Source organism: Paenibacillus sp. MAEPY2, from assembly GCF_000499205.1.
Classification (GTDB): domain Bacteria; phylum Bacillota; class Bacilli; order Paenibacillales; family Paenibacillaceae; genus Paenibacillus; species Paenibacillus vandeheii.
This window is the reverse complement of record NZ_AWUK01000012.1, coordinates 147,219-173,526: the sequence shown is the minus strand read 5'-3', so window position 1 is coordinate 173,526 and position 26,308 is coordinate 147,219. Positions and strand designations below refer to the sequence as shown.

The 26,308-nt window shown below is 45.2% G+C and carries 28 protein-coding genes; all 28 read right to left on the bottom strand.

Translation table 11 applies throughout. The features are described from left to right. Nucleotides 1-34: 34 nt before the first annotated feature. The 28 genes from P364_RS0111285 to flgB all read right to left on the bottom strand — a co-directional run bounded on the left by P364_RS0111285 (nt 35) and on the right by flgB (nt 25,704). Nucleotides 35-2,113, bottom strand: a complete 2,079-nt coding sequence (locus P364_RS0111285; protein WP_024630233.1) for a chemotaxis protein CheA — start codon at nt 2,111-2,113, stop codon at nt 35-37. 33 nt (nt 2,114-2,146) lie between these two features. Continuing rightward, nucleotides 2,147-3,589, bottom strand: coding sequence for a protein-glutamate methylesterase/protein-glutamine glutaminase (locus tag P364_RS0111280; protein WP_024630232.1), 1,443 nt, complete (start codon nt 3,587-3,589; stop codon nt 2,147-2,149). A gap of 33 nt (nt 3,590-3,622) precedes the next feature. Beyond that, complete coding sequence (locus P364_RS0111275) at nt 3,623-4,516, bottom strand: MinD/ParA family protein (protein ID WP_024630231.1); 894 nt, start codon at nt 4,514-4,516, stop codon at nt 3,623-3,625. Beyond that, nucleotides 4,513-5,868, bottom strand: coding sequence for a flagellar biosynthesis protein FlhF (gene flhF / locus P364_RS0111270; protein WP_024630230.1), 1,356 nt, complete (start codon nt 5,866-5,868; stop codon nt 4,513-4,515). Before flhF ends, P364_RS0111275 begins: the two co-directional genes overlap by 4 nt. Further along, a complete protein-coding gene (gene flhA, locus P364_RS0111265) occupies nt 5,865-7,898 on the bottom strand; it encodes a flagellar biosynthesis protein FlhA (protein ID WP_024630229.1) in 2,034 nt (677 codons plus the stop codon). Before flhA ends, flhF begins: the two co-directional genes overlap by 4 nt. Before the next feature lie 25 nt (nt 7,899-7,923). Further along, nucleotides 7,924-9,006 (bottom strand): flagellar biosynthesis protein FlhB, encoded by a 1,083-nt coding sequence (gene flhB / locus P364_RS0111260; protein ID WP_029880928.1) that lies wholly within the window; start codon nt 9,004-9,006, stop codon nt 7,924-7,926. 23 nt (nt 9,007-9,029) lie between these two features. After that, nucleotides 9,030-9,818 (bottom strand): flagellar biosynthetic protein FliR, encoded by a 789-nt coding sequence (fliR, locus tag P364_RS0111255; protein ID WP_024630227.1) that lies wholly within the window; start codon nt 9,816-9,818, stop codon nt 9,030-9,032. Between the two features lie 10 nt (nt 9,819-9,828). Beyond that, nucleotides 9,829-10,098, bottom strand: a complete 270-nt coding sequence (gene fliQ, locus P364_RS0111250; protein ID WP_024630226.1) for a flagellar biosynthesis protein FliQ — start codon at nt 10,096-10,098, stop codon at nt 9,829-9,831. A gap of 25 nt (nt 10,099-10,123) precedes the next feature. Then, entirely contained in the window at nt 10,124-10,879 is a 756-nt protein-coding gene (fliP, locus tag P364_RS0111245) for a flagellar type III secretion system pore protein FliP (RefSeq protein WP_024630225.1), read from the bottom strand. Further along, on the bottom strand, nt 10,876-11,412 hold the full coding sequence (locus P364_RS0111240) for a flagellar biosynthetic protein FliO (RefSeq protein ID WP_024630224.1): 537 nt from the start codon (nt 11,410-11,412) through the stop codon (nt 10,876-10,878). The genes fliP and P364_RS0111240 overlap by 4 nt, the downstream gene beginning before the upstream one ends. 11 nt (nt 11,413-11,423) lie before the next feature. Then, on the bottom strand, nt 11,424-11,789 hold the full coding sequence (locus P364_RS0111235; RefSeq protein WP_017689175.1) for a response regulator: 366 nt from the start codon (nt 11,787-11,789) through the stop codon (nt 11,424-11,426). Nucleotides 11,790-11,817: 28 nt separating this feature from the next. After that, nucleotides 11,818-13,080: a flagellar motor switch phosphatase FliY gene (gene fliY / locus P364_RS0111230; protein WP_024630223.1), complete on the bottom strand. Its 1,263-nt coding sequence runs from the start codon at nt 13,078-13,080 to the stop codon at nt 11,818-11,820. Further along, complete coding sequence (gene fliM, locus P364_RS0111225; RefSeq protein WP_024630222.1) at nt 13,070-14,068, bottom strand: flagellar motor switch protein FliM; 999 nt, start codon at nt 14,066-14,068, stop codon at nt 13,070-13,072. Before fliM ends, fliY begins: the two co-directional genes overlap by 11 nt. A 39-nt stretch (nt 14,069-14,107) precedes the next feature. Further along, nucleotides 14,108-14,557 (bottom strand): flagellar basal body-associated FliL family protein, encoded by a 450-nt coding sequence (locus P364_RS0111220; RefSeq protein WP_024630221.1) that lies wholly within the window; start codon nt 14,555-14,557, stop codon nt 14,108-14,110. Beyond that, a complete protein-coding gene (locus P364_RS0111215; protein WP_024630220.1) occupies nt 14,557-14,778 on the bottom strand; it encodes a flagellar FlbD family protein in 222 nt (73 codons plus the stop codon). Before P364_RS0111215 ends, P364_RS0111220 begins: the two co-directional genes overlap by 1 nt. Nucleotides 14,779-14,842: 64 nt before the next feature. Continuing rightward, complete coding sequence (gene flgG / locus P364_RS0111210) at nt 14,843-15,661, bottom strand: flagellar basal body rod protein FlgG (RefSeq protein ID WP_024630219.1); 819 nt, start codon at nt 15,659-15,661, stop codon at nt 14,843-14,845. 81 nt (nt 15,662-15,742) lie between these two features. Then, the gene (locus tag P364_RS0111205; protein ID WP_024630218.1) at nt 15,743-16,126 is read right to left on the bottom strand and encodes a TIGR02530 family flagellar biosynthesis protein; all 384 of its coding nucleotides are present in this window, start codon (nt 16,124-16,126) and stop codon (nt 15,743-15,745) included. Beyond that, the gene (locus P364_RS0111200; protein WP_024630217.1) at nt 16,123-16,668 is read right to left on the bottom strand and encodes a flagellar hook capping FlgD N-terminal domain-containing protein; all 546 of its coding nucleotides are present in this window, start codon (nt 16,666-16,668) and stop codon (nt 16,123-16,125) included. Before P364_RS0111200 ends, P364_RS0111205 begins: the two co-directional genes overlap by 4 nt. Before the next feature lie 19 nt (nt 16,669-16,687). After that, nucleotides 16,688-18,067, bottom strand: coding sequence for a flagellar hook-length control protein FliK (locus tag P364_RS0111195; RefSeq protein ID WP_024630216.1), 1,380 nt, complete (start codon nt 18,065-18,067; stop codon nt 16,688-16,690). 42 nt (nt 18,068-18,109) lie between these two features. Further along, nucleotides 18,110-19,048 (bottom strand): MotE family protein, encoded by a 939-nt coding sequence (locus P364_RS0111190; RefSeq protein WP_024630215.1) that lies wholly within the window; start codon nt 19,046-19,048, stop codon nt 18,110-18,112. A gap of 43 nt (nt 19,049-19,091) precedes the next feature. Then, a complete protein-coding gene (gene fliJ / locus P364_RS0111185) occupies nt 19,092-19,544 on the bottom strand; it encodes a flagellar export protein FliJ (RefSeq protein ID WP_024630214.1) in 453 nt (150 codons plus the stop codon). Between the two features lie 11 nt (nt 19,545-19,555). After that, on the bottom strand, nt 19,556-20,875 hold the full coding sequence (gene fliI, locus P364_RS0111180; RefSeq protein ID WP_024630213.1) for a flagellar protein export ATPase FliI: 1,320 nt from the start codon (nt 20,873-20,875) through the stop codon (nt 19,556-19,558). Further along, nucleotides 20,862-21,722 carry a FliH/SctL family protein gene (locus tag P364_RS0111175; RefSeq protein ID WP_024630212.1) on the bottom strand — a complete coding sequence of 287 codons (861 nt, stop codon included), beginning with the start codon at nt 21,720-21,722 and terminating at the stop codon, nt 20,862-20,864. The genes fliI and P364_RS0111175 overlap by 14 nt, the downstream gene beginning before the upstream one ends. Beyond that, on the bottom strand, nt 21,715-22,731 hold the full coding sequence (fliG, locus tag P364_RS0111170; protein WP_024630211.1) for a flagellar motor switch protein FliG: 1,017 nt from the start codon (nt 22,729-22,731) through the stop codon (nt 21,715-21,717). Before fliG ends, P364_RS0111175 begins: the two co-directional genes overlap by 8 nt. Nucleotides 22,732-22,742: 11 nt before the next feature. Then, nucleotides 22,743-24,326, bottom strand: coding sequence for a flagellar basal-body MS-ring/collar protein FliF (gene fliF / locus P364_RS0111165; RefSeq protein ID WP_024630210.1), 1,584 nt, complete (start codon nt 24,324-24,326; stop codon nt 22,743-22,745). A gap of 136 nt (nt 24,327-24,462) precedes the next feature. Then, nucleotides 24,463-24,774, bottom strand: a complete 312-nt coding sequence (gene fliE / locus P364_RS0111160; RefSeq protein ID WP_024630209.1) for a flagellar hook-basal body complex protein FliE — start codon at nt 24,772-24,774, stop codon at nt 24,463-24,465. Between the two features lie 64 nt (nt 24,775-24,838). Further along, nucleotides 24,839-25,291, bottom strand: a complete 453-nt coding sequence (flgC, locus tag P364_RS0111155; RefSeq protein ID WP_024630208.1) for a flagellar basal body rod protein FlgC — start codon at nt 25,289-25,291, stop codon at nt 24,839-24,841. A 5-nt stretch (nt 25,292-25,296) separates the two neighbouring features. Beyond that, a complete protein-coding gene (flgB, locus tag P364_RS0111150) occupies nt 25,297-25,704 on the bottom strand; it encodes a flagellar basal body rod protein FlgB (RefSeq protein ID WP_024630207.1) in 408 nt (135 codons plus the stop codon). Nucleotides 25,705-26,308 lie beyond the last annotated feature (604 nt).

Sequence of the window (26,308 nt, the reverse complement as noted above, 5' to 3'; positions counted from 1 at the left end):
CCTCCCTATTAAATGTAAGACTTATCTTTTGTGCTTATTTAATAAACGCATTAGGGTCAAGAATCAGAGCTACTTGTCCGTCTCCCAGAATTGTTGCACCAGAGATCCCTTCAATGGCAGGAAGATAAGTCCCCATCGATTTAAGAACAATCTCACTCTGTCCAATAAATTCTTCAACTGCTACAGCTGCAAGACGTTCACCTTTGCGAATAACCACGATTTCAGTTTCTTGTTCGTCCGCATCATTGAAATCAGGCACCCCGAAAACCTCGCTCAAGGACAGGTACGGAATTAAAGACTCACGGAACGTGATCATTTTATTGCCATGAATGTTGCGAACCTGTTCACGCTGCACAATAGCTGTCTCCACAATGGAAGACAAAGGAACGGCATATTTCTCGGAACCAAGTCGGACAAGCATCGCAGCGATGATAGACAAGGTCAAAGGTAATTGAACGGAGAAGTTGGTACCTTTACCCGGTGTCGAATGAATGGTTACATTACCACCAAGGGAGGTGATTTTGGATTTTACAACATCCAAGCCTACTCCACGGCCGGAGATATCCGAGATTTTATCTGCAGTACTGAAGCCTGGTGCAAACAACAGCTGATTGACTTCATCATCACTCATCTTGGCACCTTGTTCTTCGGTAACAACGCCACGTTTGACAGCTGTTCTCAACAGATTATCGCGATAAATGCCTTTACCGTCATCTTCGATTTCGATAAATACATGATTTCCGCTATGGAAGGCGCGAAGGTTAACTGTCCCCAATTCCGGTTTACCTGCTGCCACACGCTCTGTGATCGATTCAACACCATGGTCTACAGCGTTACGCAGCAAATGCACCAGCGGATCGCCGATCTCATCGATTACCGTCCGATCAAGCTCCGTTTCGGCACCCGTAATGACCAGATCGATCTTTTTGTCCAGTGTTTTAGCCAGGTCACGAATCATACGCGGGAAACGGTTGAATACCGTATCCACAGGAACCATCCGCAATTTCAGTACAATATTTTGCAAATCTGTACTGACTCTGCTCAGATGAGCTACCGTGTCAGACAAATCATTATTACCCGTCTCGCTGGCCAACTGCTCCAAACGGGAACGATCGATCAGTAACTCGCTGAACAAGTTCATCAGTACATCCAGACGTTCTATATCCACACGGATGGTACGTGAGGGTGCAGCAGCTTGTTTAGGTGCAGCTGTTTTGGTCGCTGCCGGCTTCTTTGGTTCGTCTTTTGATGAAGAAACCGATTCCGGGGATGCATCTACTGGAGCAGGAACAGGTGCAGCTTCCATTTCAGCTGTTGCCGCTGCCTGATTGGTCATTTGCTGAAGAGTCTCTTGATCCAGCTGAATGACTTTGGCACTCTCAATTTCAGAGATGCTCATAATGCCTTTTTCAAGTTCCTGCGCCTCTTTGGTTGTTATGTAATACAACGAAAAACTGCGCTCAAACTTCTCTTGTTCGATATCCTGTACTGTTGGGAACGATTTAACAATTTCACCCGAGCGTTCTAACAGATCGAAGACCATATATGCACGTACGCCCTTCAGCTGGCTCTGCTCGCTGACAAGAACTTCAATATAGAGCACACGGTGACCTTCAGCTATGGACTGATCCAATACGGAGTACTGGAATTCGTCCAGTTCAACCGCACTTGGTGTTACTGTACTTGATGATTGGTTTACTGCGGCTGCTGGAGCAGCAGTACCTCCCGTCCATTCACCACTCTCAATGGCTTGGAGAGAGGCTACGATGGAAGAGACATCCGCTTTACCCTCTCCACCTTCGGTAATATCCTGAACCATTGTTTCCAGAGCATCCAAACTCTTGAACAGGGTATCAAAAATGAAATCTTGCATTTTTAACTTTTCATTACGTACCAGATCCAGCACATTTTCCATTTTGTGCGTCAATGATGCCAGATCCTCAAAACCCATTGTAGCAGCCATACCCTTCAACGTATGAGCGGAGCGGAATATGACCTGAACAATTCCCAGATCCTCCGGACTGCCTTCGAGTTGAAGCATATTTTCGTTAAGGGACTGCAGATGATCATTAGACTCATCAATAAACATAGATAAATATTGATTCATGTCCATTGTGAGGCACCTCCTCCATGAGTTACACTCCGTTTATTTCACAGCTTGAACAAGTTTAGGCGCAATCTCCTGCAATGGCAGTAGATGACGCACGCATTGCAGCTCTACAGCAGAACGCGGCATACCATACACAACACAAGTTTCTTCATTCTCCGCAAAGGTTGATGTGACACCGGCTTCATACAATTTTTTCATCATACGAGCGCCGTCACTGCCCATCCCTGTCAGCAAAACCAGATGTCGTTGCAATGACGTGTACGACAGCAGCGACTCAAACATCGTATCTACTGAGGGCCTGTGACCATTGACTGGTTCTTCCTCTGTCAGCTTTATGGTAAATCTTCCGTCTGCCGTTTTGTTGACTTTGACATGAAAGCCACCTGGAGCAATGTAGGCTGTCCCTTTTCGTAGAACCATTCCTTCCTCAGCTTCAACCACATGCAGTTCACTGAATGTATTCAAACGTTGGGCAAGGGACCGGGTAAAATTAGGCGGCATATGCTGAACAATAATGACTGGAGCCGGTAAATCACCTGGCAGCTGCTCCAGCAAAGTCTTGAGGGCTCTCGGTCCTCCAGTTGAACAACCAATAGCCACAAGCTTGTTGAATGAACCGTCTGCTCCCCCTGCTCCCTTATGGGACGGGATTACCTTGGCAATATCCTTGGATGGTTCGGCTGCAGCGGCTGCTGTCTCCTGTTCAGCCAATCGAGACGTATTGGACAAACGGTTTCCCTTGGGAAGCTGCGTTGATTTGTTCGCCTTTGCTAACTTGTCAGTGCTCGTATCCGAGGCTCCATTTGCATCTCGTAAACGCTCCGGCTTCTTGTCCAAACGTCCCGCATTCTGATTCGTCAGTGGAGCAGTTGGCTGCTTCGGTTTTGCTCGCAAGGATTCAGATTTATCACTACCAAGTCGTGTTCCTGACTGGGCAGGTTCTATCGTTTTCTTCAAAAGACCTTTGCGGTCTTGTAAAGGTGAGTCAACCTGAACTCGCTGGGACTGATGCAGCAGTTTGCTCTGCGCTTCATCCCGATTCTTCTTCATGGATGCTTCTCGATCGGCTTTTCGCTTGATTTCATTCATTGCTGCTCGCATCCGCTCAATCAGTGCTTTACCTACTTGGGCAATATCCTGATCATGCACAATGGATGGCTTACGAATAAAGTCAAATGCACCGGCCTCGAGCGCCATGATGGTCTCCTTCATGCCTTGTTCATTAATTCCCGAGAGCATAATTACCGGAACGAAAGATTGCTTCATGATCGATTTTAATGCATCCAAGCCATTCATTTCGGGCATCTCAACGTCCATTGTGATGATATCCGGCTTCAAGTCTATTGCTTTTTGAATGGCTTCCTTACCATTTGATGCTGTTGCCGTAACCTTAAACTCCGAATCTGCTTCTATTAAATCTGAGACAATTTTACGCATAAAAGCGGAATCATCGACAACCAATACTTGATACACCGCCATGTTGTTTCCACCCCTGTTTCCTTTATTCAGAGATCATGTTGTCCGCTTTAGCCACTTTTTCATAAAACCTCTGATTCCTGTCAAGGTTTCGGTTCCCGATCCCGGAGCAGCAGGTGCAGCCAAGTAGTGTTCTGCCAGTTTCTCAATATCCCTGGAAGCTTTGGCATTCGGATATGCCAAACTGTATGGCACTTGCCTTTTAACTGCCTTTACCACTTGGGCATCTTCGGAAATGTATCCAAGCAGCGGGATATCGATCTGTAAAAATCTCTTTGCCACTCCAGCTATTTTCTCCGCCACCCGTTCCGCCTCTTGCTGGTCTTCAACCCGGTTTACGATCATCCGAAAGGGTGTAGCATTTTCCTGGCCATGCATAACTTTGACTAAAGCATAAGCATCGGTTATTGAAGTTGGTTCAGGTGTGGTGACGATCAGGCATTCATCGGCTGCACCGATAAATTTCATATTTTCTTTGGAAAGTCCTGCTCCTGTATCAAAAATGACATAGTCCATCTCCTGAGCAATCTCTTCAACTTGCCCAGCAAAAAACTCCAGATCTCGATCTGACAATGAAAACAATTCTTTCATCCCCGAACCTCCGGCGATATAAGGCAACCCGCTTGCACCAAGCTGTATGATTTCCTGTATGGATTTCTGTCGGTATAACAAGTGGTACAGATTATAGGGAGAAGAGGTTCCCATTAAGACATCGATATTAGCCATCCCTATGTCTGCATCAAATACTAATACCTTTTGCCCCAATGCCTGTAAACTCAGTGCAAAGTTAAGTGTAAAATTGGATTTACCAACCCCTCCCTTTCCACTAGCAACGGTTATGATTTTGGAGGAACGTGAATTACGTCCCCTTTCTTCCACTCCGCTAGGCATGGAGACCATACTTCTGAGTGAGGCTGCCTGGTCCTTCATCGTACAAGCTCTCCTAACAATTGTTTGGTCAGAGAATCCGCATCAGGTTTGAGCAAATCATCAGGCACATTTTGCCCGTTAGCCACATAAGCAAGTTTGAGTGGAAAACGGTGCAGCAGATTAAACATCGGGCCGCAGCTTCCGGTCTCATCCATCTTCGTAAAGATGACCTTATCCAGCCCATATTTGCTGAAATGCTCTGTAATTTGAACCATATCGGCACTTTTGGAGGTCATGCTCATAACCAAAAAGGTTTCACTATTTTCCACAGGCGCGAGTAAGCTTTGCAGTTCTGAAACAAGCAGCTCATTTCTGTAGTTTCTTCCGGCTGTATCCATGAAGATCAGATCACATCCTTCAAGACGGGAGATCGCACGCTGTGTATCACCTGGAGATTGTACGACCTCAAGCGGGACATTTAAAATGGATGCGTACGTTCTTAGTTGCTCTACCGCTGAGATCCGATACGTATCTGAAGTGATAAACCCTACCTTTCGCTGTTTGTTGAACATCTGTTCAGCAGCCAGCTTGGCAATCGTTGTTGTTTTACCAACCCCTGTTGGCCCAGCTACATATACAATACGTGTGGTCGGCAAAATGCCTGCATCGGTACGTTTCTCCAAAAACTGTGAAATTTCCAATTGAACGGCTTGAACGGCTTCTACTTCAGTTAATCCTTTTTCAGCAAGCACCGACTGAACAACGTCAAACCATGATTCCCATACTTCTGGCCAAATGTCTTGCTCCATCAACCTTTCTCGAAGAGCATGAAGCTCCTCTGGTACCGGGTCTGCCGAAGCCCCTTGCTTAGACAACTTGGTCATCATCAGTTTGAGCTCCTGCAATTCAGACATCAGCTGGTCTTGCTGCGGATTGATCTCCTGCTTCTGCTGCCCACTAGCAGATGTTAAACCCGAAAAATCCGCCCCTTGCGGTCGCGGTTTATGCTCGAAACTCAAAGAAGATCTGCCGTTGCTCATGTCTGAACCGATTTTACTCGATTCAGACACAGCAGGGGCATCCGTTAATCTCTCCTGCACATGTTTGTCGGCTGTATTTACAGCCGATTCATCTGAAGCGGCGACAAACGAATGAGCCGTTTGTCGATATGCTTCAGGTACAAATGCGCGAGGCACGGGTGTAAATTGGTTTTGCACTTGCTTTGTTGCTTGTTTTTTTTCTTCCTTATCCACTGCTGCTACAACTTCGATCCTTTTTTTGCGGAACATCCCCAGCATACCGCCCACCTTGATTTCTTTGGTGGACAGAATGACGGCATCACTTCCCAGGTCTTTGCGAATTTGAAGCATAGCTTCGGGCATGGTCTCCACGACGTATTGTTTTACTCTCATAAGTTCACCACCCCGACACTTTGGATTTCAACATTCGGCTCCAACTCACTATAGGAAAGCACTGGTATATCCTGCATGGTGCGTTCGATCACCTGGCGCAGATACATACGAATGGTTGGAGAAGTTAATACAACAGGCTGCTGACCAGACTGGATTAATCGATTGACTTGTTCAGTCAACTTTTGATATACACTCTGCGTTGAGGCCGGATCCAATGCAAGGTAACTGCCTTGATCGGATTGCTGTACACTCTCTGCAATTTTCTTCTCCAGACCAGGTCCAACAGTGATTACTCTAAGCGTCTCTCCTTTTTGAGAGAATTGCTGAGTAATCTGACGAGAGAGGGATTGTCTCACGTATTCCGTCAGTACATCCGGATCTTTGGTATACGTTCCGTAGTCAGCCAGTGTCTCGAAGATTGTAACCATATCCCGAATGGAAACTTTCTCACGCAGCAGCTTGGCGAGTACTTTCTGTATATCTCCGATGGAGAGGACAGATGGAATGAGTTCATCCACCAGCGCAGCATAATTCTCTCTGAGATTATCCACAAGTGCTTTCGTTTCTTGTCTGCCAAGTAACTCATGCGCATGCTTCTTAATCAATTCAGTCAGATGTGTTGCTACAACGGAAGGAGGATCAACAACCGTATATCCTGCAAGTTCAGCTCTGTCTTTGGTTACTTCATCAATCCATAACGCTGGAAGTCCAAAAGCTGGCTCTGTCGTTTCTATACCTGTTACAGACTCTTCTTCGTAACCCGGGCTCATCGCCAGATAATGATTTAACAACAGTTCCCCGCCGCCAACCACATTACCCTTAATTTTGATGACATATTCATTCGGTCTCAATTGGATGTTATCCCGAATGCGGATTACCGGAACAACTAACCCAAGTTCAAGAGCACACTGTCTTCGTATCATAATGATCCGATCCAACAGGTCTCCACCCTGCTGATTATCAGCCAGAGGAATCAAACCATACCCAAATTCAAACTCGATAGGGTCAACCTGAAGTAAGTTAATTACACTCTCTGGACTTCTCACTTCTTCTATCTGTTGCTCCTCTTCCATTTGCTCCTCCGCGACTTGCTTCTGATTCAGGTTGTTCTGCATTCGCCAACCCGAATAAGCTAGCAAACCTGCGAGAGGCAGCGTTGTGATAATATGGATCGGAGTGAAAAATCCGAGCATTGCTATTACAAAGGCTACAATATAAAGGAGCGTCGGGTATGTAAACAATTGCCCCGTAATGTCATCGGCCAGGTTACCTTCCGATGATGCTCTTGTCACAATTAGACCTGCTGCTGTAGAAATTAGAAGTGCAGGAATCTGACTTACCAATCCATCCCCGATAGTTAATACGGAATAGGTGGACAGCGCATCAGCAAAAGCAAGACCATGTACTGTCATTCCGATGATAAAGCCGCCAATCAGATTGATTAGGAGAATAATGATGCTCGCAATAGCGTCCCCTTTTACAAACTTACTCGCACCATCCATGGCTCCATAAAAGTCCGCTTCACGTTCAATTTTGGAACGTCGTTCACGCGCCTGCTGCTCATTAATCAGTCCAGCATTCAAATCTGCGTCAATACTCATCTGCTTACCAGGCATCGCATCGAGGGTGAACCGTGCTGCTACTTCAGCTACACGCTCGGAACCCTTGGTTATAACGATAAATTGAACAACGACGAGAATTAGGAACACAACAAATCCGATTGCAATCTGTCCACCGGCTATCCAGCTACCAAAGGTGGCTACAACAGATCCCGCGTTCCCTTGTCCCAGAATCAGTTTCGTTGTCGATATGTTGAGTGCTAATCGAAACAACGTCGTGATTAGCAACAACGCAGGAAAGATGGAAAATTGCAGTGCTTCTTTGCTGTTCATCGCAACAAGCAGTATCATCAGTGCAAGTGAGATATTGATGACAAGCAGCAAGTCCAACAACCAGGTTGGGATCGGGAGAATCATCATCAACACGATGCCGATGATACCCGCAAGGACAGCTATATCTTTTGTTTTCAATGGATGTACGGCCTCCGATCCCCTGTTATTTCGTTCTGCCCTTTAATTTATATACATAAGCCAGCACTTCGGCTACCGCTTGAAACAAATCAGCCGGTATAGCGTCACCAATCTCGGCTCTCTGGAACAATGCCCGTGCCAGCGGCTTGTTTTCCATTGTAATGACACCGTGCTCTTTGGCAATTTCCTTAATGCGCAAGGCGACGTAATCCTGACCTTTGGCTATAATCTGCGGTGCTTCCATCTCAGACCCTTCATACTTAAGCGCTACGGCAAAGTGAGTTGGGTTAGTGATAATCACATCCGCTTTGGGAACTTCCTGCATCATGCGCTGAACAGCCATACGACGCTGACGCTCCCTGATTTTCCCCTTGATCAGTGGGTCACCCTCCATTTTTTTGTATTCGTCTTTGATGTCTTGTTTGGACATCCTAATGTTTTTCTCGTAATCATACTTCTGGTACATATAGTCGAGTACGGCAAGTACTAACAGGGCTACTGCAATCTTGATCCCCAAGTTTAAGGTGATTGAAGCCGCAAAATGCAGAATCGCATCCAATGAAAAATGTGAAAGCGAAGCAATATCTGACTGATAACCTGTGATGGTACTGTAAACCAGGAAGCCGATTATCGACATTTTCATTATAGATTTAGCAAACTCCACCAAAGAACGAAGAGAAAAAATGTTTTTGAACCCTTTAATCGGATCCAACTTTTCCAGTTTCGGCTTTAGGCCCTCTCCTACAAGCAAGAAACCTACCTGCATGTAATTGACGATTAACGCAACCAGTACTGCACCGAGCAAAACAGGAGCAAGCAATAGCATCACCTCGATGCCATAACGCATCAATAAGGCTACGACGTTCTCCCCAGTGACCTCCATACTCAGTCGATTAATGAAGATGTCTGTAAACAGTCGAACCATACGTTCTTTGTAAAAGTTACTGAACATCATCATGATCAAAAAGGTGAATAGGAGAATGGATGCGCCGGACAACTCCATACTTTTGACAACCTGTCCTTTTTTCCGCGTATCCTGCCTCTTTTTCGGGGTAGCCTTCTCTGTTTTTTCCCCTGCGAACATCTGGAGGTCGAGTTGATATTTCATTTGAATCTTGTCCTCCGTTTCACTCAGCCCGGCCTTTGTCCAATGGTCCCAAGCAATTTTTCCATGGATCTGAACATTACTTCGAACAATTGACTAAATACAAAGGCAAAACTGGGAACCAGCAAAAGCAAAATAGCAAGCCCAACGAGTACCTTAAGCGGCATTCCGACGGCAAATACATTAAATTGAGGAGCCGTCTTTGCCAAGAATCCCAATCCTACATCCGTCAAAAACAGGGCAACAACAATCGGTGCAGACATCTGAAAAGCCAACATAAATGATTCACCTAATGTACGCACCAAAAATTCAGCAATACTTCCATCTGCCAATCGTATAAAGAATGCGTTCGACAACGGAATCCAGCGATAGCTGTATACAATGGCATCGAGCAGATAATGATGTCCGTTCATTGTCAGAAAGAGTAATATTGCAAAGGCATATTTGAAGTTACCTGTAAGCGGTGCAGAAGCACCAGTCATTGGATCAAATACGTTAGCCATACCAAAACCGATCTGAAGATCAATAAAAGTTCCTGCTGTCTGTATAGCTGTCATTAACAGATAAGCAACAAAGCCTAGCAGCAAGCCAATCAATATCTCTCGGATGACCAGCAGGATATAACTCAGATCCGTAGGTACAACCTGGTCTATGCCGTATACCATATACACAGTTAAGGTTACAAATGCCGATAAACCAATTTTAATAGAATTCGGCACATTCCGAGCCGAGAAGACAGGTGCGGTTACAAAAAATGATGCTATTCGACAAAACATAAGCAGAGCGACAGGAAAACTTTGCAACAATGTCTCCATCTGCAACAGCCTACCCTATGTATCTGTATAAATTATCGAGAATGTTATACGTGAAATCGACCAGTATATTCAATATCCAAGGACCAAACAAAAGTACTGCCAGAAGTACGGCAATGATTTTAGGCACAAAGGCCAGTGTTTGCTCCTGAATTTGAGTTGTTGCCTGAAAGACACTGATAATGAGTCCTACAACCAGAGCTAGAATAAGCATGGGTGCGCTGGCCAGCAGTGAAGTATAGACCGCTTTCCCGGCCAGACCGATAATAAACTCCGAAGTCATGACCGTCCTCCTTTAATATTCCGGCTCAAGTGTTAAAACTCAGCAACAGTGACTTCACGACCAGATACCAGCCATCGACAAGCACAAATAGCAGTATTTTAAAAGGTAATGAGATCATGACAGGCGGAAGCATCATCATCCCCATAGCCATGAGCGTACTCGCCACTACAATGTCTATAACCAAGAATGGAATAAAGATCATGAATCCCATCTGGAATGCTGTCTTCAACTCACTGATTGCATATGCCGGTACCATCACAGTAATCGGAATATCCTGGTATGTGCTGGGCTTTTCGGTTTGATTGTACTTCATAAACAGCAATAGGTCTTTCTCCCTGGTGTGGGAGAACATAAACTTCTTCATGGGATCCGCAGCTTTTTCCAACGCCTCGGTTTGTGTGATGTCTCCCTTGAGATAGGGCTGAAGCGCTACCTGATTGATGGATGACAACGTCGGTGACATAATGAAAAGTGTCAGAAAAAGCGCCAAACCGACCAGCACCTGATTGGGTGGCATTTGCTGCGTACCCAAGGATGTCCGCACAAACCCGAGAACGATAACAATCCGGGTAAAACTGGTCATCAGTACTAGCAAAGCTGGTGCTATACTAAGTACCGTGATCAACAGGATAATGGAAAGTGAACTCGTGCTTGGTGTGCTCCCATCCCCGTTTCCAATTTGAATGTCAATATTCGGAATCGGTTCGGCAAAGGCAGCAGTGACGGAGGCCAGACTGAAGAGCCCTATGAATAAACACGCTAACCAAATCTTTTTCTTCATGAATCCCTCGACCGATCTGTAGTATTGTCTTCTTCCAGGACCTTCTCCATCTTCTCTTTACGGTTAGGCATCTGCCGAAGTTTAGATTCAAACAGTTCGTGAAAAGAGGTTGTATCCTCAAGTTCCATTTCCCGCGGCGGTTCATCTTTGCGCAAGCGGGCTGCCAGCTTTGCAATGAGAGGCGAAAGGCTTCCCTGTTGTGCTGAAGCATCCCGTTCAAATGAATCAATGATTCGCTGTGCCTCTTCAAGATCCGAAACCTTATCCACCAGCTGTATGTCATCACCCACACCGAGTAGATAAACGCTACCGCCAATTTCTATAATTTGCAGCGACTTGTTTGGTCCCAGTCCAACTCCACCCAAAATACGAATTGTGCCGTTCCGGAACCATCGCTGATTCCGTTTGTTTAGAAAACGAATCAGGTAGACTATAAGAACCAGAATGACGGCCAGGACAACAATCACCCATACAAGCTGAAAATAATAATTGACTCCCGTGCCTACATCATTTGGAATCTTATCCTGAGCCATCATCATGTCTCTTAAACGCCCAGCGTTTTGCTGATTGCTTCGATAACCCGGTCAGATTGGAACGGCTTCACGATGAAATCTTTAGCTCCGGCTTGAATTGCATCAATAACCATCGCTTGTTGACCCATTGCAGAGCACATAATCACTTTTGCGTTAGCGTCAATTTTTTTAATTTCTTTCAATGCTGCAATACCATCCATCTCAGGCATGGTAATATCCATGGTGATCAGATCAGGACGAAGCTCCTTAAACTTCTCAATTGCTTGTGATCCATCCTGTGCTTCGCCAACGACCTCGTATCCGTTTTTGGACAAAATGTCCCGGATCATCATTCTCATAAATGCAGCGTCGTCCACGACTAAAATTCGGTTTGCCATCTTGATTCAAGTCCTCCCTAAATTGTGCTTATTGTAATTTCTGAATTCGGTCCCATTGGCTTACGATATCTATAACACGGACACCAAAGTTTTCGTCGATGACTACAACCTCACCTTTGGCAATCAGCTTGTTATTCACCAAGATATCGACAGGTTCACCGGCCAGTTTGTCCAGCTCGACAATTGAACCTTGTGACAGTTCTAAAATATCCTTAATTTGCTTCTGGGTCCTTCCTAATTCTACGGTGACTTTAAGGGGAATGTCCATCAATAAATTCAAATTGTTTTCGTCTACCTGGCCGAACGCCCCATTTTGCAAATTGGCGAATTGAACCGGTTGTACGTTTACATTCCTGTTCGGCACACCACCGTAATGCTGCGGTACACCATATGGTTGCTGCGGAGGCATGCTGTAAGGCTGCTGTGGCGGCATTCCTTGAGGCGCCCCCATCGGAGCCTGTCCATATCCATTATAATCCTGAACAGGCGGCTGTTGCGCCTGTGGCGGCATCTGTTGCTGAACCGGAGGTTGCTGAGGGGCAACAGGTGCTGCTGCTGGTGCTGGCTCAGGTGTCGACGTAACTGGCGCACTGGCAGTCGACTCTTGGGCACCTCCAATCAACATCTCTACCATTTCTTTCGCAAAGTGTACCGGAAGCAGCTGCATGAGATTGGAATCAATCAGATCACCAATCAACAGACGGAAGGATACTTGGATCAACGTCTCATCTTCTGGAAGATTGCTGACTCCCTCACCACTTTCCATATTGAGAATATCAATCCCCGGAGGAGAAATATTCACGAAACGGTTAAAGATTGTGGACATGGATGTAGCAGACGAACCCATCATCTGATTCATTGCTTCCTGTACTGCACTGATATGGATTTCATTCAGTTCTTCATCGACCGGATTCCCTTCGCCACCAAGCATCAAATCGGCAATCACTTGCGCATCCCGTTTTTTGATGACCAGCGAGTTGATTCCTTCAAATCCATCTACATAGTTTACATGGACGGCAACGTGAGGCTTAGGAAATGCTTCATCAAACTGTGTCCGGCTAATGATGGACACCTTAGGTGTTGTAATATCTACTTTTAGGCCCAAAAGTGTGGACAAAGCTGTCGCTGCACTACCAAATGTAATGTTACCGATCTCTCCCAAGGCATCCTGTTCCAACTCGGTCAAAAAATCATCAACTGTTTTCTCAGCCGGTTCCGAACTGTTCATCGATTCCGATTGTCTGAGCAAAGCATCGATTTCTTCTTGGGATAAATAATCCTTACTCGTCAAATTCTTCAACTCCTTCGGTGACAATCTTGTCTATTTGCACAGCCACACGATCCTTGATCGTTCCCGGGCTTCCCATATACTTCAGCCTGTCTCCAACTTTAATGGACAGTCCCTCATCAACGGGTTTGTTCAACGTAATGACATCGCCAACAGACAGTCCCAGAAATTCAGCAATTGAAATTCTGGATTCTCCTAATTCCGCAACGACGGGCAATTTGGCTTTGTTCACACGCTCTTTGAGAGCATCATATTCTTCCGGAGCTCTCGTCTTTTTCTCCGAAACAAACCACTGATGAGTCGACAACCGGGACATAATAGGTTCAAGAACGACATGCGGGATACACAAATTGATCATACCTGTGGTGTCACCGATTTTGGTGCTCAGCGAGATCAGAGCAATGGTCTCATTGGGAGATACAATCTGCATAAATTGCGGATTGGTCTCCAGCGCTTCCATCCTTGGAGAAATATCCAACACGGTCTTCCAGGCTTCCTGCAAACTCTCAAACGCACGGCTGAAAATCCGCTCCATAATCGTCGTCTCAATTTCCGTCATCGATGCGATCTTTGTCGGTGCATTTCCTGTTCCGCCTAGCAGACGATCCAGCATTGCATAACCCACGTTGGGATGAACCTCCATTACCATCCGTCCCTGTAATGGCTCCGCCTCAAATATGTTCAATATCGTCATCTTCGGAATAGAACGGATAAACTCGTCATAAGGCAACTGTTCAACCTGAACGACATTGATCTGAACGAACGTCCGCAGTTGGGCTGAAAAATAAGTGGTGAGAAAACGTGCAAAGTTTTCGTGAATACGGGTCAAGCTTCGAATATGATCTTTGGAAAAACGAACCGCTCGCTTAAAATCGTATGATCTAATTTTCTTTTGAGTTTCTTCCTTTTTCAATTCCTCAGCATCCATCTCACCAGAGGAAAGGGCAGCTAATAGGGCGTCAATCTCATTTTGTGATAATACATCCACCATGTTCTCACCCCCTTACAGATTTACAGCGTGTCCTGTTCATTATATTGGTGCTGTCAAAAAAGAAGAAAAACTAGTGCTGGTCAGCTTACCTTCTGGCAAAGCTTCATTAATAAGTTCGGTCAATTTTTTATTAAATTGAATGCGACCTTTTGCTGTAGCCAGTTCATCAGACTTGGTATCCGCAAACGTCTGGATGATAATAGGCTTCACCGTGATTTCCTTGATTTTCTCAAAATCTTCTTTGGCTTTTTTGTCGGATAACTTGAAAGAAAAACTTACAACGACAATATGGTCTATATCAGCCAAATTGGTTTTAATTTCGCCAAGCTCTGAGGAAACTGCAACAATCTCATCCGCAGTCATCTTCTTCTCTGCAGCAGCTGCCGTATGTGTGACAACATTATTTCCGTTCATAAATACAAACACAACTACCACAATGAGTGTTATAGCTAGCAAGCTCGTTGCAAGCCAAGGCAACATCTTTTTCATCAGGACTCCTCCGTTTGCTGCACTTTGATAGTGGCTGCCTGAACCCCGATTTCACGGTTGTAATCTTTAATTTTGGAAATGACTTCATCGGCCTTTTCAAGCACAATAAGTCTCTTTCCGGTTACCAGAGTAATATACGTGTCTGGTGTCTCTTCCACAATTTCAACCATCAGCGCATTTAACCACATGGGAGAACCATTTAACCGCGTAACCGAAATCATGCTAAGCCCCCTCGATCAGAGTGGAGGAGCAAGCTCCCCCACGCATTAAATTACTAATCAGTTATTAACGTTTCAGGTTAACAACTTCCTGAAGCACTTCATCCGACGTTGTAATGATCCGCGAGTTCGCCTGGAATCCACGCTGAGCCACGATCATCTCTGTAAATTCTCCAGTCAGATCCACGTTGGACATTTCCAATTGGCCTGCAATAATTGAGCCTGTTCCATCTTCTGCGCTATTGGCAGTCAAAGGTTCAAGTGCACCATCTGGATTGGCATTGGCAGTCATGCGATACAGGTTGCCCCCGATTTTTTCAAGTCCTTCCGGATTGACAACTTTACCGATCCCAATCTGTGCACCTGGCTCGATAGTTCCATCAGCCATGGTTTGGTTGATCGTTCCGTCCTGACCAATCGTAAATGAAACAACATCATCAGGAATGGTAATGTTACCACCACCGCTGTCCATTACAAATAGACCGTCTGAAGTCACCAAGTTGCGTGCCGCATCAACGTGGAAATCACCGGCCCGAGTAAGGTAGGGAACTTCCTGATCTTCGCTCAATCGTACCAGGAAAAAGCCATCTCCATTAATACGCAAATCTGTTGGATTGTTTGTTGTCATCGGACTTCCTGCAAGATGCAATGTGTCAATAGATCCTACAGATACACCCAAACCGATTTGCCTCGCATTCACACCACCGGATGGAGTATCAGTCGGTGCAGTCACCCCTGCAGTGGTTTGGCTCATAATATCTTTGAACATGACACGACTACCTTTAAAACCAACCGTATTTACGTTCGCAATATTATTACCAATTACATCCAATTTCGTTTGAAAACCCCGCATCCCGGAAACGCCTGAGTACATTGATTTCAACATTTTTAAAAATCCTCCCAGCCTTAATTTGGTTACCGCGTCAGTCGGTCAGCGGCATTCCGGCTCCCGAGAAGGGCCAGCCGGTCAAGAAATAATTACAGCACTGTCAATCTGGGTGAATACATTATCCTTCATACTTTCACTATCCATGGCTGTAACGACAGTGCGATTTTTGACATTAACGATAAAAGCCATATCATTCATCAGAATCAAGGATTCCTTGGCTCCTTTGGCAGCAGCCTTATCCAGGGCAGTGCCAATCTGTTGCATCTGCTCAGTCTTGAGCTCAATACCACGCTGTTCCAACCTTTTGGCAGCATGATTACTCAATTTCAGAAGATTGTCTTCCAAGACCTGTGCAAAAGGCCGTTCAGGTACATTGGACGCTTCTCCCGCTTTAGAGCGATTAAGCAAATTAGGTGTAATTGGGCCTGTGTACAGTTGACCTACTGTTATCCGTTCACTCATAACGTGTTTCCATTGTCTTCAGGCTGCGCTGATGCTTCTGGTTCCTTACTTTCGGTCGTTTCAGCAGAATCTGCAGCGTTCTGAACCGGAGTTTCATTTTCCTCAGCCTGTGTTGGATTGGTTACCTGAATAATTTCATCCAGCTTGATTTCGTCATTGCCTACTTTTGCGTACTGAACACCATCTCGTACGATGATGGAATCCACAATGCCTTGACGCAGGGTTCCGTTATCCTCTTTATTAGAAGAAAGCCAACTGATCTCGCGGCCAATCATGCCAGACACTGTCCCAAGAGACTGATTTAAAGTCTTGAGCTGAGATGAGATATTCACCAGTTGTTCTACCGAACTGAACTGAGCCATCTGAGCAATAAACTCCTTATCCTCCATCGGCTGCATCGGATCCTGATTCTGCAGCTGGGTAATCAAAATTTTGAGAAACTGATCCTTACCTAATTCCTTTGTTGCAGCGCTTGTTGTAGCTTTATTCGCTGCCGAATAGTTAGGCCAGGTATTATTGGTAGAAATCGCTTCATTAGCCATCTTTTCACCTCATTTCTGATTAAGCCTCTGCTGTAAACGTGTCTCTTCGCTGGTCATTACCTTCTTCATGCTCACTGCGCCAGTTGCGTAATTCTTCCTGGAGAGTTGCTGTAGTTACAGCATCATCCGATTGTTCTTCACGTTCACGTGAGCGGCGTTGCTGCTGAGAATTGCTTCCTGGCTGGCGACCACCATCCTGATACATCTGTGAACCAAGTGAGCTGTTCTGAGTAACCTCAAGTCGTTCCACTTGAATACCTTGAGCTTGAAGCGAGCTGCGCAGCTGCATCATTTGCTGTTCCAGCATGTCTTTGGCCATCGTATGCTCGGTCATAAAACGTGCAACCAATTGTCCATTTTGCAAAGTAATCTGTACATCCAGCTTACCCAGATGCTCTGGACGGAGTGAGATCGTCGCCTCCGAGAATCCCTTTTGCTGCACAATATCCAACTTATTCACAACAAACTGTGTCATCTCTTTTGCAAACTGGGATGCTTGCATGACAGGCTCAGCCGGTTTACCTGCTGATGTACCTGATGAACGTAAGGACAACTCTCCTGCGGTGATGATACTGGAATGATCCACTTCTCCAACTTCATTTGTAGTAGGTGTTGAATCCGTTTCAACTGTAACTTTAGTTCCAGCATTTGAAACTGCCGCAACAAGAACTTGCGGTACTACAGAATCTTGCTTGGACGTTTGAACGGGATTGGTTGGAGCCACTTGCACCGCCTGATCCTTAGCGACCACTAATGTATCCAGAATGGATTTAAGTTCAGTCCACCCTTTGTTAAGTCTAGTGTCAACGCCAGCATCTTGCAGCTGACTTTGAAGAGATTGAAGCAGGTGCTTGAATTCTGGAGCATTCTTGGCAACTGTACTATCCGGCTCAGTCATTCCAGAAATCAGCTGTGTAAGCACATCCTGTAATACAAAGCGCACTGCTGCGGGATGCTCGGCCAAATCAATTGCTGATGCTGCACTTCCCGCTTCAGTTGCGGGCTCGTCAGAACCTTCAGCTTGAGTGCCTGAAGCAGCGTTTAATTGAGCATACATCTGCTGAATCAAACTTTGTAAATCCCCTAGTAGCGACGGATCATTTTCCAAAGCTTCATCTAACGAATCCAAATCTGCAAATAATGAACTCAAGATATCTGTAATCGATGTCGGTTCTTCGTCCTCGCTAGTTGCAAAGGTAAACATTAGCGGATTCGCTGTTAAACTCCCTGCTACTGCTGAACTGTTCTCCGCTGTTGCCCCACCGCTTAATGATTGGGCAAGAGTTTGCAGAAAATCACCGCTTCCAGCAGTTGCACCTTTGGATGCAGTTCCGGCAGTCTGAGCTGCTCCTGTTGTCTTGGCGGATGATGTGGATGTCATTTGATATACAATCGACATTTGTTTTCACCTCCTCTCCGTAGTAAACAGACGCTATTAATCTTACTTGTTACCCATTAATTTATTTAATATTTTTGCAGTTTCAACCGAGTTTTCAGTCGACATATTTTCAAGTAATTGAGAACGCGTTGCATCGTCAACAGAATTCAAAATGGTCAAGGTTTTATCCGGGCTCAGCTTGTATGTTTCGAGCAATAGCTTCGCTCCACTAGAGGCCGACATCGAAGCAAACGTTTGACTAAGCTGATTTTTATCCAAATTTTTGGAGTTAGTCGTAGACGCCGTAGATGTCGTTGCAGTCTCTTTCTTTAAGCGGGATTGCAGTGCATCCAGTGCCAGATCACCGGATGGTTTCGCATCCTTCATCATCATCGTGACATCAGCCGCTGTTTTGGGGTCCATTTTCTCCAGTACCTTGGTCCGTGCAGCCGATTGCATCGCACTCAGAAGCAAGACCATCTCTTCATTCGTCATATTTTGCAAAATCGGCGCGGCTTTACTTGGACTCATGTCCGCATACATCTTAGCTAAATCTTTGATCTGTTTCTGATAATCGGACTCCGTCTCCGGAGTTGTTGTCGCAGCGGTTTCAGCCGCTTTTTCCGCATCATCCAATTTCTTTTGCAAATCAGTTGCTTTTTTGGCCTCAGTCGTCGTGGCTTCCTGTGCTGCCTTGAGCTCAGTTTCTTTTGCATTTACCTGTGCCTTCAGCTTTTCTATTGTGGCTTCTGCACTTTCGACCTGCTGCTCGCTCTTCTCCAGTTTCTTTTTCTCCGGATCTAGCACAGGATCAGGTACCCAGTCTTTCACGACAGGAATTTTGTTAGCTACTTCAAGCAGGTTGTTGCGAATATCTACATTAAATAGAGTGAGCAAAACACCCAACAAAACCACAGTGAACACAATTGGGATTGAAATCATCAGAAACTTTTCCCAACCGCCGCTCGACTCTTTTTCCATATCCGTGTCTTTAACAGCCATTGTTCATTCCTCCTTCACGAGACAACTTCGCGTCCGGCCCACATCAATTCGCGCGTCCGGCTTTGGCAGCGAAGCGTACAGTAGCCATCTCGTCCAGATCGTTCTGTTCCCGGAGGAGCATCTCCTGCTGAAATTTGATTTTGGCCTTGTCTCTCGCCCCAAGCCATACTTTTTCGTCCATCATTCTGCCGTTCAGAAACGTCTGATTCCGTTGCACATTGACCTGAGCATGTCTGACATCACTACTTTTACGTGAAATGCACTCGTCAAGGTGATGGACATACCGCTGCATTTCCTGCAGGCTGGATACGGAAGCCGAACTTTCCGTAGCGGATTGAATGACATCAATCATTTCCCTTTTATCATTCATTAGTTGTAAAAGATGCTCTTCCTCTGTCTGGAGTTTCCCGATCGCTGTGGATAACATCCACTCCGCTTGCGTTTTTTCATTGCTTTTCAGGTCAACAACCTTCTGGAAATGATATCGAAATTTCATCGTTTACCCATTCATCTCCTTGCAAATTCAAGAATCAAACGTTCCTGTACTTCACTCAGCGTTACTTTTTCATCGACTTTCTGCCTTGTAAAATTCCAGATGCTATCAATCTGATCTATCGATTCATCGATGGCTGCATTAGAACCTCTTTGATAAGCACCAATGTTGATTAAATCCTCTGATTCTTTGTATACCGCCATGAGTCTCTTCATATTATTAACGGCTTCCAGCTGTTCTTCAGGAGCAATATCCTTCATAACACGGCTAATACTCGCAAGAACATCAATGGCAGGGAAATGACCTTTATTAGCGATAGACCGATTCAGTACAATATGACCATCCAATATACCTCTCACCGCATCCGCAATCGGTTCATTCATATCATCCCCGTCGACAAGGACGGTGTAAAAAGCTGTAATTGAACCTGTAGGCCCAGTCCCCGCTCGCTCAAGCAACTTGGGTAAACTCGCAAAAACAGAAGGAGTATATCCTCTCATCGCAGGAGGTTCTCCCACGGCAAGTCCCACTTCCCTCTGTGCCATGGCATAACGTGTGACGGAGTCCATCATCAACATGACATTCATGCCCCTGTCTCTGAAATACTCCGCAATCGTAGTTGCGATGACCGCACCTTTGATTCGAATCAGAGCAGGTTGATCGGAGGTAGCGACAATAACGACGGATCTTTCCAGTCCTTCCGGGCCCAAATCCCGTTCAATAAAGTCACGTACCTCCCGGCCCCGCTCCCCGACCAAAGCAATGACATTGACGTCTGCTGCTGTATTGCGTGCGATCATGCCCATCAACGTACTTTTACCAACACCTGACCCGGCAAATATGCCGACCCTCTGCCCTTTGCCAACCGTCAGCAGCCCATCAATCGCTCTCACACCAACACTCATCGTTTCGAGCACCCGTGGACGATCCATCGGGTTCACTGGCGTATTGGATGTGGAGTACATCGGCATTCTGGAAGGTAGTAATGATCCGTCTAAAGGTTGTCCCAATCCATCTAACACCTTACCGAGCAACTCTGATCCAACCTGAACCCCAAGTGGTTTACCCGTTCCGACCACATCACATCCAGGACCAATGGATTGAAGCTCACCGAGTGGCATGAGCAGCACTTTGTTATCCCGAAACCCGACTACCTCCGCCTGAAGAGGCTTGGCAGATTTCCCCGGGTAGATGTAACATACATCTCCGATGCTAGCATCCGGACCTTCAGACTCAACCATAAGACCAATGACTTGAGTGACCTTACCGTTAATGCGAACAGGATCAAATTGCTTAAGATGATCCATGTATCGCTGTGAGCTAAGAATCTTCATGTTGATTTTTTCGCCCCTCATCCTCAAGTGCTATGCGGATCAGTTCTTTTTTAATTTCAGAGAGCTGGGTATCTATTCTGGCATCTACGCTGCCAAACGATGATCGTATAACACATCCCTTGTCTTTTACCGTCGCATCAGGCAAAATCTGCAGTTCTGCCTGGGAGTCAATGGCCAGAGCCAATTCTTCACGTGCGGCTTGCACAAAAGAAAATTGATCAGGTGCCACACATAAGGTGATCATCCCCTGTTCACGTTTGCGAGACAAATTCTGACGAATCAGCTCAAGCGTGTGTTCTGGTTCAACCGAGAGTTGCTTGTCAATGACCTTCTCAGCGATACCACAGGCGAGATCCACAAGGAAAGGCTCTGCTTCCTGAATGATCTGATCTTTGGCAACGTATGCTTCTTCAAGCACCCCACGGGCTTCCTTCATCATCTCTTCGATCTGCACCTGGAGATCCAGTTCAGCCTGCACTTTGCCTTCTTCAAAACCCTGCTGAAAACCTTGTGAACGAAGTGCTTCAGTCAGATGTTCATCCTGCTGACGCTGCTCCTGCCACCAGCTATCAATCTGTTCACGGGCTTCTTGAAGCAATCGCTCCGCTTCCTCTGAAGCTTCACGTACCTGCTTTTCTGCAAACTCCTTGGCATCCTCCAGCATCTCCGCGGTAAGACGTTGTGTTTCTTCGTCCACGCGTGCCTGCAGCATCTCAGCTTCGGAACCTTCAGCACGTTCACCGTTTAATTCCGATTCAGACTCTGATCCACCATAATGATGATGATTTTCGAGTCGTTTGCGGTCATCTACCGGTACATACTGGAAAGATTTAATCAAATTAGACAATGATATCATCTCCTCCACCGCGAGCGATAATGATCTCACCAGCTTCTTCCAATCTACGGATCGTTCCTACGATACGAGTTTGTGCTTCCTCAACATCACGCAGCCGGACGGGCCCCATGAATTCCATTTCTTCCTTGAATGTCTCGGACATCCGTTTCGACATATTCCGGAAAACAGCATCCCGTACTTCTTCGCTTGCCACTTTGAGTGCCAGCTGTAAATCTCCGTTGTCGATATCCCGGATAATACGCTGAATCGATCGATCGTCCACATTGACGATATCTTCGAATACAAACATGCGTTTTTTGATTTCTTCTGCAAGTTCCGGATCTTGAATTTCCAACGAATCGAGAATGGTACGTTCCGTACCACGGTCGACGCCATTCAAGATCTGAACGATGGACTCGATACCACCTGCATTTGTATAATCCTGCGTAACAGTAGAAGATAATTTCTGTTCGAGCACCCGCTCCACTTGAGAAATGACCTCTGGAGAAGTACTGTCCATAACAGCAACTCTGCGGGCTACATCGGCCTGCTTCTCTTGTGGTAACGAGGACAAGATCGCTGCTGCCTGCTCAAATTGCAGATATGATAATACCAGAGCAATCGTTTGCGGGCTTTCGTTCTGAATAAAGTTCAATATTTGATTCGGATCCGCCTTACGTGCAAAGTCAAATGGTCTAACTTGCAGCGTAGCCGTCAAACGGTTAATAACTTCAAGTGCTTTTTGCGATCCGAGTGCTTTCTCCAGAATTTCTCTCGCGTATGTAATACCGCCTTGAGAGATATATTCCTGTGCGAGACAGATCTGGTGAAACTCAGACATAATCATATCTTTTTCGGAAGCATCCACTTTGCGAACATTGGCAATTTCCAACGTCAGTTGTTCGATCTCCTCATCACGCAAATGTTTGAAGATTTGAGCGGATACTTCCGGACCTAATGTAATCAACAAAATTGCTGCTTTCTGTCTTCCAGTCAGACCTTGACTGCTTGCCTTCGCCAATGCGTTCACCTCTATTCGTCAGCCAGCCACGTACGCAGCAGATTGACGAATTCGTCTGGCTTTTTCTTGGCCAAACTCTCCAATTGTTTGCGCACTTGACTTTCGTTCGTTACACTGTCCAACGTAATGGACGGAAACTCTGTTGCTACCGGAAGAGGAATTTCCTCTTCTTCTATTTCGTTTTGTTTGCGACGACGGCGTACTAACAAAATCACAACCGCTGCAATCAATGCTGCCACCAGTGCTCCTATGCCCCACATCATTCCGGTGGAAAGCTGGAAACCTGTATTTGCTGTCGCAGCAGTCTGGAAGCCCTGTGATAATACAGAAACTTTTTTGGTCAAATCAGCGTCACTTATTACAGTGCCAGAGTCGGCCAACGAAGCCCGAACGATATTAACCAGTATATTCTCAATAGCATCCTTGACCGGTTGTGCCAATTCGGTTTGTCCTTCAGGTGGTTCAACCGCGACATTAATGGTTAAGTCTTTTACAGTATATGGACTGGATATAATATCCTTAGCGATTCGATTAACCTCATAATTGATGGTGCTTGATGATTCTTCCGAGTTCGCATTGCCTGATGTATCCGAGGATGGATAACCCGGAACATCCTGTTGGCCGGTACCCGCAACACCGCCTGTTGGATTACTGGCCCCCGTGTAACTCTTTTGAATCTCCTGTACACTGATTTCGATGCCTTTCATATTGTCTACATCGACCGGTGTAACCAGATTTTCTTTCCGAGTTTCTTTATCAAAGTTCAGCTTGGAAGCCACAAGAACGTTGACTTTATCCTCGCCTACAATCTGGGAAAGAAATTGTTTCACGTTATTCCGAACATCATTTTCAAATTTTTTCTGCAAAGCCATGTTTTCCTGTACTTCAGTAGATAATCCACCACTGCCACCACGTGCTGTTGGAATCAGTTCCGCTTCATCCGTGTTGGTAATCGTTATGTTTTCAATAGGTAGATTAGGAATAGCTGTCTTAACCAAATTAAAATATCCATCTACCGCAGCCTGATTAGGGTGATAACCCGGTTTAAATTGCAGGGCCACCGATGCGGATGCTTTATCCTGTTCTTCTAGGCCAGCAAAGATATTATCTTTTGGCATATTGACAAGCACTTTAGCATCCTGTATGCCTTGCATTCGTTGAAGCAACTGCTCTACTTCTCCGTTCAATGCATTGTTGTACTTTACATCAAACTCTTTATCCGTCATCCCGATTGGAGATGATGACTCCTCGAATGACTTATATCCTAATGAACCATTCTGAATAATTCCTTGTGATCCGATATTTACTTTTGCAATAGCAACATCCGTGCTCGGTACAGATATGGTTTTTCCGTCTGCACTTAATTTGTAAGGAATACTGGATGAATCAAGATAACTAATGACACCTGCCGAGTCGCTTGCATTCAAATCTGTGAAAGCAACTTCATATTCCGTCTTTGACAATTGCATTGTTAGTACAACTGCAGCCAAAATTAAAAACAGGAAGGTGGAAATAAATAATACTTTTTGCTTTTTGCTAAAACTATTCCAATACTGGGATGCCTTTTCCCTGTACTGGGCAATTCTCTCATTCACTCTGTCACCCCATCCGAAACTTTGCTGGTCTGTCCTTCCGTCATCTCTATCGATTCTAAAGATTAACGATCAGGAGCAGCATCGCAGCTGCTTGTTGTAATAATCAGCGCTGTTGTCGAAGCGCATGTAAGCCAATTTACAATTGCGTACGCATAATCTCCTGATAAGCTTCGACTACTTTGTTTCGGACTTGAGTCGTAAGTTGCAGACTCAACAGGGCCTGTTCGGAAGCGATCATCACCTGATCAACATTCACTTTTCCAACCAGGAATTGGTTTGACATTTCATGTGCTTGGGTCTCCTGTGCAGCTACAGACCCTAGCGCATCCTGTAGGTATGTACCGAAGCTCTGAATCGTTTCGGCTGGTGTAGATGGTTTGCTTTGTGCCGTACTTTGCATCTGAAGCGGTTGAATCCCCTGTGTACTGAACATGTTGTTCTGAATCATTAATGTCCCTCCGTTTCGTATCTGTTCTTTGGTTTTAGGAATATTTCCACCTTTAAGCCGTTAATTAAGATCTTCCGATCTCCAATGCCTTGGATATCATTGCTTTGGTTGAGTTCAAAGCTGTGACGTTTGCTTCATATGAGCGCGAAGCCGAGATCATGTCCACCATTTCTTTCGCGATATCCACGTTAGGCATGTACACATACCCCTCAGCGTTGGCATCCGGATGTGAAGGGTCATAAACCGGCTTCAGGGGCGACTGATCTTCACGAATCTCTGATACTCGAACTCCCTCTCCAGACCCACTACTTCTCATCTGATTTTGAAGCAAACTATTGAAGGAAGTTTTATTGGGCTCAAGCACAACCATCTTACGCTTGTAAGGGACCGCCTCACCGTTAGTTACACTCGCGCGCGTCGTCTCCGCATTGGCGATGTTGGAAGATATAACGTCCATCCGCAAACGCTGAGCCGTCAGAGCCGATGCACTGATACTAAAACTGTTACTGATGTTCACCTAAGTTATCTCCCTTCGACTCCAACACGCATCATTTTGATTTGTTCATTCACTTGCTGAATATAAGCGTTGTAACGTAACTGGTTCTCCGCCAGAAGACTCATTTCTTTGTCTACATCGACGTTGTTCTGGTTGTTATTCATTGAAGTTGACTGGTCCATATTAACTACTGGTGTAGGTACGGAAGAGGAAGGACCTATGACAAAATGCCTTGAATCCGTTACTTTTCCTTTAAGTACAGGCATATCTCCATTCATTTGTTCCTGCAGCATTTCTTCAAAAGCAACGTCGGAACGCTTGAAATACGGGGTGTCCGCATTCGCAATGTTGTCAGCAATTGTTCGTTGTCTAATGTTGGAGGCATCGAGTGCACCTTGTAACCTTTGAAAACTAATATCATTCAAAAGATTCATAATCGCCCTCCTCTCTTTAGAAATTATGGAAATAGATTCAATCTTTTTCCGTCAGGACACTTATGTTTTTTCGACAAAAAACATTCGCTTTTACACGGTTTTCTAGGACTTAAGTAGAATTAACTCTGATGTTGTCGTATAACATAAGTTTCTTCGAGATTGGGATATATTACAATAAGAAAAAAGCCCTATCTTTTCTGAAAGACAGAGCTTTTTGTGTATTTTCTGCAAATTATGAATTTTTTCGTAAATGTCGGGGCCCAAAACAAAAATAAGCTTAAGCACTCTATATGAGCTCTTAAACATTCTTAAAATTTATACTATGCTTCTGTACGATTGAGCACCTCATATTATCACAAACCTGAATTCCATGGAGAGGCTTTAATCTGTTTTCAGTTAGAAATATTTACCGATATAATAAGCTTTCTTATCAAATCAACGATTCTCTTTGATCTTCAATGAAATAGATAATTGACAAAATATCCATAGTAGATTATCTGATTTCACTGAATTTCCACAACACTTTTTTAACATTTACCCCTGGTATGCAGATTTTAATGAACCGATAAAATTTTGTCACATCTGCAATACAATTAAATTCTCT